The sequence below is a fragment of the Myxosarcina sp. GI1 genome (assembly GCF_000756305.1).
GTDB lineage: Bacteria > Cyanobacteriota > Cyanobacteriia > Cyanobacteriales > Xenococcaceae > Myxosarcina.
Window position 1 is genome coordinate 92876 of sequence record NZ_JRFE01000034.1, and the last position, 13252, is coordinate 106127.

The window sequence follows — 13252 nt, forward strand, 5'->3', positions numbered from 1 at the left end:
GGAGAAATTGCCGACAAGAAAAATAGGCTAGTTTAAATTCTGAAGCGATAGCGGTGGAGAGTTTTCCCTTTCTACTGCGATCGCCAAAAAAAAGACAATGAGTATTTGATACTTCACTAGGATTAATAGCGAAAATAATACTGATGCTTTATTAATGATGATCGTCCATAAAGATACTTATAAGATCTCCTCTTACCCAACCGTTATTCTGTGATTGAAAGCTTACTTTGTACCAACAATATCCATCATTATTGTTTTCAAAAACTTCAGTAATACTGATGGCATCCCCACTACTAGCAGAATAAATTACTTTTGATGAAACATTCGGTTCTTCACGCACGTTAATTGGCGAACCAAACTCTTTACCCATCACGTTTCCTGCAACTGGATAATTGTAAATATTATTGCAACCCTCTAAATTAACTTGTTTTAATTGGGATTTTGCTTCTCTAATATCTACCAAATTAAACGCTATAAAAGCACTGAAAATTACTATTTTTAAAGTAGGCTTGAATTTCATTTTCACAACAATAGAATGAAATTTTTTAAAGTATTATTTTTTTATTTATTAATAAAATATCATGAAAGTATTTTTAAACATCGTCTATAGGAAAAGCGTAATAGGCAATACCTTCATAGGTATAATTAGAGAGATTGTCTTCGACATAGGTTTTTTCGCCGTCGTCTGGAGTATAGAAATGTACGCCAATAGTAGGTTCGTAAAAGCGATATATAGGAATGGTTCCTTCGGTTTCGGTTTCGTAGGCGTAGAACTTAACATCTTCATAGGCAAAATTATCGAGATTATCGATGATATAATCCCGTTCTGTTTCATCTGTAGTGTATAAATGTACTCCCGTTGTGGAATTAAAAAAGCGATAGACTTCTTCTGCATCGTTTCCCGTCAAAGGGTCTACAGTAACGTAAGATTCTCCTTCATAGTCATAGTTATCTAAATTGTTGAGGACATAATCGCTTTCTTTTTTATCGGCAGTGTAAAAGTGGACTCCCGCAGTCGGATTGAAGAAGCGATAAACAGTAGAACCTCTGGCTTCGGGTTCGGAATCGTCATTTTCGAGTGTACCTGTGGCTCGGTCGTTAGATAGGGTACTGTTGACGGCATTACTCAAGTTAATTGTAAAAGTTTCATTTTTTTCTACCTCCGTATCGCCAATAACTTCTACCGAAAAAGTTTTTTCAGTTTCGTCAGGGGCAAACTTTAAAGTTCCCTCAGTAGCAGTATAATCTTCCCCCGCAGTGGCAGTACCGTCTGCCGTGACGTAATCTACGGTAATAGTTGCATCACTAGCTTCCTCTAGAGAAACAGTAAAGATAAATTCAGTATTACCCGAATCGCCTTCAGCTAAAGAAACATTATCGATTGAAATTGCTGTTTTATCGATGATGGGCAGTGAAACCGCAACTTCCGATTTCGTTCCTACCCCTTCTAAGAAACCCGAATCGTTAGTTACGGCAAAGTCAAAGGCTGCCGATTTAAAGGCAAAGGTTCCTGGTTCGTATCCTGCGGCTAAAGCTGCGGCATCGCCTTTAGCTTTTAATTCTGAAGGTAGATCGTCATAGGTATAGGGTGCTGTAGGAAAATCAGGATTGTAGAAAGTGTTGGGGTTTTGTCCCTGTTCGTAGGTAAATAAAGATTCATCGTTACTGGTAACGCGATAGTCATCGAGATAATCACCATACAGGCGATCGAATTCTAAAGGACGGGGTAAGACTGTACCATCCCGCAGGGCAACATCATCATCGGGATTATCGTTGAGATTGCCCAACAGTCCTGTAATCTGCCCTTGTTTTTCGTCACCTAGATAGACATCGACGATGTTAATCGTACCAGGACGAAAGTAGTTGACTACTAACTGGTCGTCGCTGTCATTGAGTTCGCCATCCTCGCCAGCATAGACAATAGTATATTCATCGCTACTTCTATAGATGCGGCTATTGCCGACATCGATGCTGTCCCCACTAGCAATCTCTACTTCTTCCCCATCGATTATGACTGTAGCTTCGCCACTGCCGCTACTTCTGCTTACTCTGGGAATACCGCCTTCTTCCACAATATTGCCTTCAGCATCGACAAACTCAATTCCTTCCGAGTCGATGACCACATTTTGTCCGTCAACTTCCGTAGCAACGGCAGAGGCTACAGTTACATCATCGTCAATTTGCACGTAGCGGACTTGAATGTTGAGGTCATTATCGAGTGATTCAACTAAGGTAAACTCACCCGCAGCTTGAAAGTCATAGCCAACTCCGTCGAAGGTAGTAAGGTGAGGTTCGCCTTTTGAACGTGCTTGGTTGTTAGGTTTGTCACCTTTATCCATAGCAGATTCTTCTGGATTGAGAAGATCGGTGACTTTTTCAGCAACTTTATCCTTAAAACTATTAATTGAATTTGTTACAGAATCTACTAAGTCGCTAGATGATTCAGCAGTTCTATTAGCAAAGTCTTTGAAATTGTTATAAGCTGATGATAAAAAGTCACGAAGATTATCAACAGGAGTTCCTAAATCTTCTGTATAAGTTCCAAACACACTAATTTCAGGGTGTGGAACTATAAAAGGAGTTAATACAGGTGCGAGATAATAACTTCGTCCAGTAAATTCACGCTTTGGGTTAGTATAGATTGAACCGCCTACTGCTCCTGCAAGTACTGCCAATGACACACTTCCCTCAATTCCTTCTTTGGTTAAATCTTGAACGCTTTTTGCATCAGTAAAATTTAGGCTAACTGGAAAAGTAAGACTAACTCCTCCATAACCACCACCACCAACTGTTCGTAAAATATTGGGATTCCACCACTTAGAATTATCATCCCAAACCACTTGATATTCTATTAATCCACCTGAACCAGCACCCCCAACTACACCAAAACCAATTCCAAATGTTTTTAAACCTATTGGATCGAATTTGTCTATTGAATTATTTTCAACATACCGATACAAATTTGTATCGCCGCCATTCAACCCAATCGGATCGGGAGAGATAAACCGACCAGTATCGCTGTCGTAGAATCTTGCCCTCATAAAGTCGAGTCCGTTGGCTTCCTCGGCTACGCCATATTGACCGACAAATTCAAAAGGATTAGTAACAGCTTCGGTTTCTGAGATATCATCACCAAATGGCTCGTAGAAATAACTATTAGCTTCTTCCCCATTGACATCAGTTAAGCCAACAGTAGAACCAACTGCATTAAAGTCATAATAGTAACTAGCTTCGGGGTCGGTAATAGTTTCTAAACCGATACCATGAGCATAGGTAGCCGTTAAATTACCATCTGCGTCGTATTCACCTACGACATCACCAAAACCAAAGGGATCTATTAAATACTCGGTTCGTTCGCCATCAACTACGCTAGCGATGCGATTACCAAAAGGGTCGTATTCGTAAGAGGTAACAGTACCGTTGGGTGCAGTAACGCTACTCAATTGGTTTTCACTGTTGTAGACGTAGAGAAAAGTTCCCTCGTCGATAGTTTTAGAAACTAAGTTTCCATCCGCATCGTACTGATATTCAAACCCGTTAACGTCGGTATACTGATTGAGGTTATCAGTGGTGTAATCTGTAGTTTCTCCATCTTCAATCTTACTAATGCGATTGCCTGCCGCATCGTACTCGTAGGTTAGGTTTTGGTCGGAAATGTCGGGATTGGTAGAAACAAACTCTGCTCCTGTCAGTTGAGAAATCGCGTCATAACTATAAGTCCACTCGCCATCTAAGGTAGTCAGGCTGATTTGCCGTCCCTGAGTGTCATAGGTATAAACAGAACTAGAATTGAGAGTATCGTCGGGAGCATAGTTTTCAATGCTCAGTAACTGACCTACCAGGTCGTAGCTATAGAGAGTATAAGTACCGTTACCCTTATCTTCTCTCGCCAACCGTCCTATAGCATCGTATTCGTAGGAAACGATTAAATCTTCGTTACCATCAGTCAGACTCGCCAACCGTCCTGCATTATCGTAACTGTAATTAACTACATTCCCTTCCGAATCGGTCATACTGGTGCGGCGATCGCCAGCATCGTAGGTATACTCTAAAAACCTGCCACCAGGATAGGCAATCTTGGTTAGGCGATCGCTCTTGTCATAATCGAGTTCAATCGTGCCGTTGACATCCGTTACAGTATCTAAATTACCTCGTTCGTCATAAGTATATTCAATTGGAACATCGGCATCGGGGTTTATTTGACTGACTAACTGACCTTTGTTGTCGTAACTATAGAGAATTTCCTGTCCCCGACGATTGACCGAAACGGTAACATTGCCATTGTTGTCATATTCAAAAGTTTCGCTGCTGCCATCTTCATAATCGATGGTAGTGAGATTGCCCGACTCGTCGTAACTGTAATCAATACCGTTGCCACGAGGATCGCTAAAGCCTGTTAGCCGATTAAAGGTATCTTCATAGGTAAAAGTAGTTAGATTATCTGCTGCATCAACTTGAGAAGTTAAATTGCCGCGCTCGTCATAACCAAACAGAGTGGTGTTATTTTCAGAGGTAATTATTTGAGTTAGATTGCCTTGGCGATCGTAATTGAAATCGAGGGAACGGTCGTTGGCATCGATAAGCCTACCTATCTGACCGTTAGCGTTGAATAATAGCTGGGTTTCATTGCCTTCTGCGTCGGTGACTGCCACCTCACCAGCACTGCCGTAGCTATAGGTAAGTACTTCAGTTTCAAATTCATCGACGGCAGCATTGGTAACGCTCTGGCGTATCAATCTGCCACGAGTATCGTATTCAAACTCGATAGTCGTTCCGTTGGCATCGGTAATGGCTGTCAGAGCTACATCATCGTAGGTATAGGTAGTAGTTCCCGCTGCATCGCTAATGCTTACGAGCAGTTCCCCGCTAGGATTGTAGTCATAGTTAGTAATGCGTCCGTCCGAATCGGTGACGGTAACAATTCTGCCGTTGGCATCGTACTTATAAGTCAGACTATTGCCGTAGGAATCGCTCAGGTTGGTTAACTGCCCATCGCTGTAGTCAGCAACTAAACTATAACCGCTAGGAGCGATAATAGAATCGATAGTGCCGTTGTCATTAAAAACAGTAGCAGTACCATCGGGTTCGGTAAGAGTGTAAACCCCAGCGTTGAGATTAAGGGTAGCAAAATCTCCTACCTCTGGCTGATAAGTACTGTCTGGTAGCAACTCGAAAGAACGACTGCTTCCCAAAGCGGCGATCGCCACGTTACCATTCTCATCGACGTTCAGTTCGATATCGCCGATAAAACTGCGACCGCGACCGAACGAACCTAAAGCGTAGCGTTGGGAAATAGCTTGATAGTCGCTAGCTTGCTGGAACTCAAACCCGACTAAACGATTGGCATCGGCAACATATTCTCCCAATCCAAATAAATAATTGGCATTGGCGGCTAGAAGCTCTTGATAGTCTTCTACAGTGTTGCCAGCAGAAGCAGTAAAGTTATCGTAAATAATACTCCAAGCTTCATCAGTCAGATAATCGGGCTTTGAGTCTTGCTGTAATTCTTGCCAGTCAATCGACTCGTCGGGATCGGCAATACTAACGGAAAAATCAATTTGTTCGCCCGCTTCTTGTGTCGGTTGAAATCCTACAGTCAGGCTGTTAGTAGCTCCCGTAGGTAGAACGCCGATATTTCCTTCATCATTGAGTCCTAAAAACTGAATTGAATCTTCAGTAAATCCCGTAGCTCCCAGAGAACTGAGATTGGCACCCGAAGCGGTCAATTCTAGCAAAGGTGCGGGTAGGTCGGCATTTCCCGTATTGGTATAGGTTATAGTAACTAAACCAGTTTCATCGGCTGCAATATCGTCTGGAGAACTTATGGTTACTTCTAACGGTTCTTCAGATTCGGGAGCTTGTCCGAAGTTACCAAAGTTGAGTCCTTCAACAATCTGGTCTTCCGCCAGCGTCACCGCGTGACCTCCTATTGCTTCCCCAACGCTTTCGGGCAGTACTTGAACGTTAACCACATCAAAGCCAGGTACGGTTCCCGCATTATCCAGACCGACAATTTTAACGGCGCGTACTGGTTCTGTAAAATTAATGTCGGCTAGATCGAAGGCAGTAGTTGTATCATCTTGAGCGATACCCAAAGAGGTAAAGTTAACGAGATCGGAACTAACAAAAACTTCGGCTCTGTCGCCTGCTGCTCCTGATTCGCGGATAAAAATATCGTCACCAGGTCCATCTATTCCTACTTCATCGGTAAATCCAACGGTAACTGAAGAATTTGTAGGTAGCGACAGAGCCTCGATACCAGGACTAGGATCGTCTCCCAAGACAACATTTAAATCGACTTCTTCTATAGCACCATAGGGATCTAGAAAACCATAAGGTCCTGGAATTGGACCTTCACCGCTATCAAAGAAATCCAATACCACATCGGCAAATCCATCTCCGATAGTATCGGCACTATCCGTAGGAAAAGTTTTGGTAAAGCCAGTGGGTACTACTTCGCGAACCACATAATCATCTGGCTCTAATTCAGTAAACGAATATTCGCCAGCTTCATTAGTAGTAGTACTTGGTTCGATAGAATCTAATGTATCGTTGTTGTTGAAGTCTAAATAAATAGTGACTCCCTCTACAGCGGGTTCGTCAGAGTTAAATACACCATCATTATTTAAATCGTTCCACTTGATGCCGCGTATCTCGCCCATATTCCTGCATCGCTCCCGCTAAAAGTTTTTTTGTTTTACAGATATTATGTTGAAATTGGAAATCAGGCTTTCCTGAAAAAAATCGCGCTAGAAAAGTGTTTTATTGAGGCGTTTAGTTCCATCGTTGGAAAACATAATAAACCGATCCAATTATTTCGTAAAATTCAACAGATTTAAGATATCAAGCTACTAAAATCCAGTCTGTATTAGTTACGGCATCAAAATCAGCACTGCTAATGCGGGTAGTATCATCCATATACCAAAACACATTTCTTCCTGTAACTCCATTGCGCCATACTAAGTCAGGATTGTTATCGTTATTAAAGTCGCCTACTCCAGAGATATCCCAATTGGCACTATTCACTGGGTCGAATAAAGCACTGCCAATACGATTTGTGCCGTCCATGTACCAGACTGCATTTTGCCCAGTTGCTTGATTGCGCCATACTAAGTCAGAATTGTTATCGTTATTAAAGTCGCCTACTCCAGAGATATCCCAATTGGCACTATTCACTGGGTCGAATAAAGCACTGCCGATACGATTTGTGCCGTCCATGTACCAGACAGCATTTTGCCCAGTTGCTTGATTGCGCCATACTAAGTCAGGATGGTTGTCGTTGTTGAAATCATTAGTTGCTTTAAGTTCCCAGTCGGTATTGGCTACGCTAGGCAGAGATTTACTACCAATACGATTTATGCCGTCCATGTACCAGACAGCATTTTGCCCAGTTGCTTGATTGCGCCATACTAAGTCAGCGTTGCCATCATTATCAAAGTCACTATTATCCTCAATTAAATCGCTCAACCCAAAATTAATATCGCTATATGTTTCTCCTGGTTTAGCAATCAATCGATAAGCAGAATCACCGACCACAGGTGTATCGGCAAAAGTAAAGGCTACATCATCTAATTCATAAAAAGAGCCAAATACTTCGTTGCCCACTGCAAAATTTGCTTGTGCCGAAGTCTGAAGGGTGTTAAACAAAAAATTGGTGTCTCGCTCGTTAATGTCTGTCAGTAAAGCTTCTACAATTGTTTGTACGCTGCCAGAACTGTCTTGAGAAATATTCTCTAGCGAACCAAGATCTACCCAACCAGAATAATCATTGGTACTGGAATTCTCTATGTTATTGTATTCCAAGATGAGAGTGAAACGCTCGATAGGAGCGACGAGCGCATCTTCGCCGTCAATCTGAAGTGTGAGATTTCCACCTGTGTAGTAGCGTATCTCAAGGTTATCTTCAGCAAACCAGTCCTCGCCAAGAACATCATCCCCCAGAGAAAGTTCGCTAACTTTTACGTTAAGGTCTTCTAAAGTTAAATTGTTATCCGCCAGAGCTTCAGTTAGGTTGTTAAAACCTACTGCTGGTTCTATGCCTTGAACCGCCCCTATTGAATCGGGATTAACTCCATTAAATTCGGGAGAAGCCAGATAATAGAAGGCATAAGAATCGGTTAAACCTGGAATCGGTTCGGAATGCCCGATGTTGTCAATTGTACTGTAAGCAATAAGTCCTCGATTGTCTTCCGTTAAACCCGTAAAAGGGATGGTCGGCGTGTCGGTTGAGGGTGAAATGACCTCAAACTGGTCGAGATTCTCCGCACGAACTTGATACAATCCAGTTACTAAATCGTTAAATTCGTAGCGACCATTACTATCGGTAACTGTTTGGGTTTCGTCAGTGTCTAAAGAACCATTAGCGTTCGAGTCTAGATAAACCGTTACCCCTTCTAACACAGGTTCGTTATTATCTATGACTCCGTCTCGATTTAAATCTTGCCAGCTAAATCCTTCAATATTACTTGAAGATGGTAAAACCATTTTTTACTCCTGATTTTAAAGTTAATGTTTTTTAAGTAAGTATGAAATTGTAACCATCTTTTGTCAGAACCTAAAATTGAACCCGCTTAATTACAAAAATTTAATTAAAAGTAAATACAATTGCACTAATTTTAATTATTAATTTTTCTCAACTATTGTTTTAGCCGCCAGAAAAATTAGCAATAAAACACCAAGAACTTTTTTTAAAAAAACAAAAAAGTTCAACATAATATAGTTTTTGTAAAAACAAGCTTAATGTAGTATGTTTTTACAAAAACTATACAACTATAAAAATACTACGATTCAAAGGTTTAAATTTTAATTATTATTAACTTAATAAATAAAAAAAATTGCAGTATTTACTTGAAATGTTCTAATTTCGCTTTTTCGTAGTATGATAATAGGCTTTAAAAAAATATTCCAATAAATTAATTCACCAAACCATTGACAGAAATGGTACTGAAGAATAGATTACCTTTCCCAATGGTGAATTAAAAACTTCTAACGGCGTGGGATTTTTTGTTAACTAAGGTTTTTATCGCTCTCAAACAAAAGCAAAATTATAGTTTAAAAAGATGATTGTTCAATAGTTAAAAAAAAATTACGATTGGCGATCGCTCTTACAAATAGAGCGATCGCCTGTAGAAAAAGTTTACTGATTTAATTTTGGGCTAAGGGACAATAAATTAATCAACTCGTAGGTGATAGTTGCTGCTGCAAGCGAGGTAATTTCAGCATGGTCATAAGCTGGAGCCACTTCCACAACATCAGCAGAAATGACAGACAGACCAGCAAGCCCCCGCAGCACTCCTAACAACTCGCGGCTGGTCATTCCTGCAAGTTCGGGCGTACCCGTACCTGGGGCATGGGCGGGATCGAGAACGTCGATATCAATGGATAAGTAGAGTGGGCGATCGCCAACCCGATTGCGGATTCGTTCGACAACTCCTTTAATACCAATAGTTTCAAACTCATCACAATGAACAATTCTAAAACCTAGCTCCTCATCGTTAGATAGATCCTGACGGCTATAAAGCGGACCGCGAATTCCTACGTGCATAGAGGCACTATCTAGAAACAAGCCAGCCTCAGCCGCTCGTCGGAACGGAGTGCCGTGGGTGTAGGGCGCACCAAAATAGGTGTCCCAGGTATCGAGATGAGCATCGAAGTGAACTAAGGCTACTGGACCATAGCGTTGATTGACCGCCTTGAGGAGGGGATAGGCGATCGTATGGTCGCCGCCCAAGCTCACAATTGCTCCAGTCTGTTCGAGCAGTTCTGTGGCAGCCGTTTCGATTTGCTCGATCGCCTGATTAATATGGTAGGGATTGCAAGCAACGTCTCCAGCATCAGCAACTTGTTGAACCATAAACGGCTCGACATCGTAGGCGGGATGATATTGCGTCCTCAAGTTTCTGGAGGCTTGGCGGATTGCCTGGGGACCAAACCGCGCACCGGGACGAAAACTCGTACCAGCATCAAACGGAATGCCTACAATTGCGACATCACACTGAGGAACGTCTCGAAGTTCGGGCAGACGAGCAAAGGTTGAAGCCCCTGCATAACGAGGTAAGATCGTGCCATTAATCGGCTGAATTGGGATTAAATCGGGATTTTGCATGATAAGGCGATCGCTATAAAAATAAAGTAAAGTAACTATGCTTTCTGGTTTAGCACCATGTCAGGAACGGAAACCAGACTAGGAAATTCTTGCTTGAGTGCGGTTGCAATTCCCTTGGCAATGTGGTCTGCCATCAGCTCTCCCTTCTCGACGCTAGCAGACTTAGCCGAGGAGAGTACGCCAGATACGTGAACCCAGTCAGAACACTGCGGAAACAGATCGTAGGGCGGAAATTCTGCTGCTGCAACGTCAGGAATTAGATCGAGTCTGACTAAGTTTGGGTGATAGTGCGCCATTAAAGAGGTTTCGATTACCGCAGCATGTTCGAGGGCAAAACCAGGAAAACCCTCTAGAAACACTTTAGCTAAAATATCTGGGGTCAAAAACTCCCAGTATTCCAACCGCATAACGCGCAGTGTGGATGCACTGCCTACATCTCGTATCGCTAGATCGATTCCTTCGGTGAGAAACCACTGATTCTCATAATGTCCATTAACTACAGCAATTTTAGTCCCCCCCTGACGTGCTAGTTCCCGCACGATATCTCGAATCAGTTGACTCAAGCTGTTACCATCCAAACTAGTGGTGCCAGGAAAATGCTGTCCGCCACCAGACTTAGGCTGAGACTTATAGCCATAGCTGACAGTTGGTGCCACAATACCGTCGATCTTTTCGGCGACGCTTTGAGCCACGGAGGTGCTAAGCAATGCGTCTGTCCCTAATGGCAAATGGGGGCCGTGTTGCTCTAACGCGCCACAGGGAATAAAAACGATCGCCTCATCCTGTAGGCGTTGCTGGTACTCAATCCAACTTAATGAACCCATAATTAGTGGATGCATAGGATATTCGCTCTCTTTCAACAGATTAGTTTGGCAGCAAATTTATTGAATCAATGGATATCACTTCAGCTCATTCATTAGGCTATCTAAAGCTTACTTAAAGTTAAAAGCTCTCTCATAGCTCGATCGCGCTGCCAAGCTCATAATAGAGGCACTCGATCGATAGTTTATGTAGCCCTTGATACCATATTAAACTCTTTTTGCTAAATACGTAATTATTAAACATATTTTGTTAATAAAAAAATATGTTCTCTTCTAAAAATAATAATTTAGTAATTTATGACAATATTGATTGCTGATAAATTAATAAAAAAATAGTCAGAGAAATGTTTGGCTTCCCTGACTTTCTAGTGAATGATAGGTTATATGCTTTGTACGGTATGAGTTTTAGCAGTTTCTATTTGCCATGCTAACTGCCGACAGAATAAAATTAGAAGACTTCACTAATTCAGCACATACTTATACTCTGCTTTCAACATCCTCATGACTATCTGAGACTCATAGCGAATGACACCTGGAATTTTGTGGAGCTTGGCATAGAAGGATAGCATCTCATCGTGGGTCCCAAAGCAGACATCAATGACGATGTTGTGATGTCCCGCAGTAATGGCAACAAATTGAACTTCTTCAATCTCGACCAGTGCTTGTGCGACCGCATCAATCTTGTTGTTTTCGACAAAGAGTTGAACAATCACCACACGCGGCGTACCAAGACGATCTGGATTAGGAGTGGCGTGGATTTTCACCACCTGAGATTGAAGCAGACGCTGCACGCGATAACGTGCCGTAGCTTCTGGAAGATTGAGCCGTTTGGAAACCTCTGTAAAGGACATTCTTCCGTCGATTTTCAGTAACCCAATAATGTCGCGATCGAGATCGTCAAGGGCGAATGGAGTAGTAAAACTAGAATTACTTTGAGTCATAGTGCTGAAAAAACGCAATTTTAAAACCTATTTATTGCTAATTTAGCAGATAAACAAACTTCTATTAATATTGTATTAAAAACAACTTTTTTTACTTACTACTTTCTTTAGGATGAAGTTCAGAGGTTAAGGTTCTAGTGATTTATTGGGCTAGTACTTTGAATATGCAATAGCTGCAAGCTTCGCATTGAACGGGCGTAAGTTCGAGGTTTCCTCGAACTGTTGACCGCCCGATGATTTTATATTTATAGCTCAAGATCGATACTCATCTGAAAGCATCTCTGCAAATGATTGTCAGTGTTTTAAGCCAAACCCTAACCGTTTGAAAACCTAGCTATTGAGGATGCGATCGTGCTTAACGAAACTCCCATCTACGACTCAGTTCTTTACAACGCTTGGCATATAGTGGCTTTAGCAGATCGGGTTAAAGCCGAGCGACCGCTACAGGTTCATTTATTAGGTGAAACAATTGCCCTTTGGAGAACTCAAGACAAGCTTGTTGCCTGTCAAGATCGCTGCCCGCATCGGGGGGTGTCTCTCTCAATGGGGTGGATCGACGACAACAGTGCGTTGGTTTGTCCTTATCATGCAATGTCCTTCGACTCGCAAGGATACTGCACCCGAATTCCTGCGGATCTCAAGATCGAGTCTTTTCCCAAAGCTGCTAATCTTCATATCTATAAAGTTAAAGAAAAATACGGTTTTGTCTGGGTAGCTTTGGGCGAACCAGATCGCGAGATTCCAGTGTTTCCAGAGTGGGATCGGGCTGATGCCATTACGTTTCAATGCGGTCCTTATTTTATTAATGCGAGTGCGCCGCGCATCGTGGAAAACTTTGTCGATATTGCTCACTTTCCATTCACTCACAAAGACCTTCTGGGCGATCCAGAGTTCCCAGAGGTACCAAACTACAAATTGGTAGTAGGAACTGAGGAGATTAGTGCAGAAGACATTCACTTTTATCAACCCAACCCAGAAGGGACGGGCGAAGCAAAATCTGTCTCGTATGTCTACAAAATTGTTCGACCGCTAGCAGCTTGTTTTCGTAAGGGAGAGGACAGCAAGCAGTTTTCAATTTTTATGGTTGTGACCCCTGTGGAAGAAACCCGCAGCATCGCTTGGTTGGGAGTAGCTCGCAACTATTCGCCAGAAATCTCTAATGATGAACTACAAACCTTTCAAGATGAAGTCATGGCACAAGATATACCGATGGTCGAGTCTCAGCGTCCACAAAAGCTACCCTTGAACTTGCAACAAGAGTTTCATTTTCCCTGCGACAAAATGTCGATCGCCTATCGTAAATGGCTCAAGCAACTCGGTCTTCAGTTTGGTACTTGCTAATCCAGATTCTCGTAGTGCTTCCAAAAATTATCGTTAACTCAGTT

The 13252-nt window shown here is 42.2% G+C and carries 7 protein-coding genes; 1 reads left to right on the plus strand and 6 read right to left on the minus strand.

Features of this window, described 5'->3' with window-relative positions; all coding sequences use genetic code 11:
• Positions 1–151: 151 nt before the first annotated feature.
• The 6 genes from KV40_RS24570 to KV40_RS24595 all read right to left on the minus strand — a co-directional run bounded on the left by KV40_RS24570 (position 152) and on the right by KV40_RS24595 (position 11867).
• Positions 152–520: an SH3 domain-containing protein gene (locus KV40_RS24570; protein ID WP_156114163.1), complete on the minus strand. Its 369-nt coding sequence runs from the start codon at positions 518–520 to the stop codon at positions 152–154.
• A gap of 73 nt (positions 521–593) precedes the next feature.
• Positions 594–6662, minus strand: a complete 6069-nt coding sequence (locus KV40_RS24575; RefSeq protein ID WP_036486902.1) for a Calx-beta domain-containing protein — start codon at positions 6660–6662, stop codon at positions 594–596.
• 181 nt (positions 6663–6843) lie between these two features.
• A complete protein-coding gene (locus KV40_RS32565) occupies positions 6844–8484 on the minus strand; it encodes an SdrD B-like domain-containing protein (protein WP_052055923.1) in 1641 nt (546 codons plus the stop codon).
• A gap of 652 nt (positions 8485–9136) precedes the next feature.
• Entirely contained in the window at positions 9137–10105 is a 969-nt protein-coding gene (speB, locus tag KV40_RS24585; RefSeq protein ID WP_036486904.1) for an agmatinase, read from the minus strand.
• A gap of 35 nt (positions 10106–10140) precedes the next feature.
• Positions 10141–10944, minus strand: a complete 804-nt coding sequence (locus KV40_RS24590; RefSeq protein WP_036486906.1) for a creatininase — start codon at positions 10942–10944, stop codon at positions 10141–10143.
• A gap of 443 nt (positions 10945–11387) precedes the next feature.
• Positions 11388–11867: an Lrp/AsnC family transcriptional regulator gene (locus tag KV40_RS24595; RefSeq protein ID WP_036486908.1), complete on the minus strand. Its 480-nt coding sequence runs from the start codon at positions 11865–11867 to the stop codon at positions 11388–11390.
• 351 nt (positions 11868–12218) lie between these two features.
• On the opposite strand from KV40_RS24595, the gene KV40_RS24600 reads away from it, so the two are divergent.
• On the plus strand, positions 12219–13208 hold the full coding sequence (locus tag KV40_RS24600) for an aromatic ring-hydroxylating dioxygenase subunit alpha (RefSeq protein ID WP_052055924.1): 990 nt from the start codon (positions 12219–12221) through the stop codon (positions 13206–13208).
• The last annotated feature ends 44 nt before the right edge of the window (positions 13209–13252 follow it).

Coding starts and splice junctions, on each gene's coding strand:
- KV40_RS24570 (WP_156114163.1), bottom strand. CDS start 520: ATGAAATTCAAGCCTACTTTAAAAATAGTAATTTTCAGTGCTTTTATA.
- KV40_RS24575 (WP_036486902.1), bottom strand. CDS start 6,662: ATGGGCGAGATACGCGGCATCAAGTGGAACGATTTAAATAATGATGGT.
- KV40_RS24590 (WP_036486906.1), bottom strand. CDS start 10,944: ATGCATCCACTAATTATGGGTTCATTAAGTTGGATTGAGTACCAGCAA.
- speB (WP_036486904.1), bottom strand. CDS start 10,105: ATGCAAAATCCCGATTTAATCCCAATTCAGCCGATTAATGGCACGATC.
- KV40_RS32565 (WP_052055923.1), bottom strand. CDS start 8,484: ATGGTTTTACCATCTTCAAGTAATATTGAAGGATTTAGCTGGCAAGAT.
- KV40_RS24595 (WP_036486908.1), bottom strand. CDS start 11,867: ATGACTCAAAGTAATTCTAGTTTTACTACTCCATTCGCCCTTGACGAT.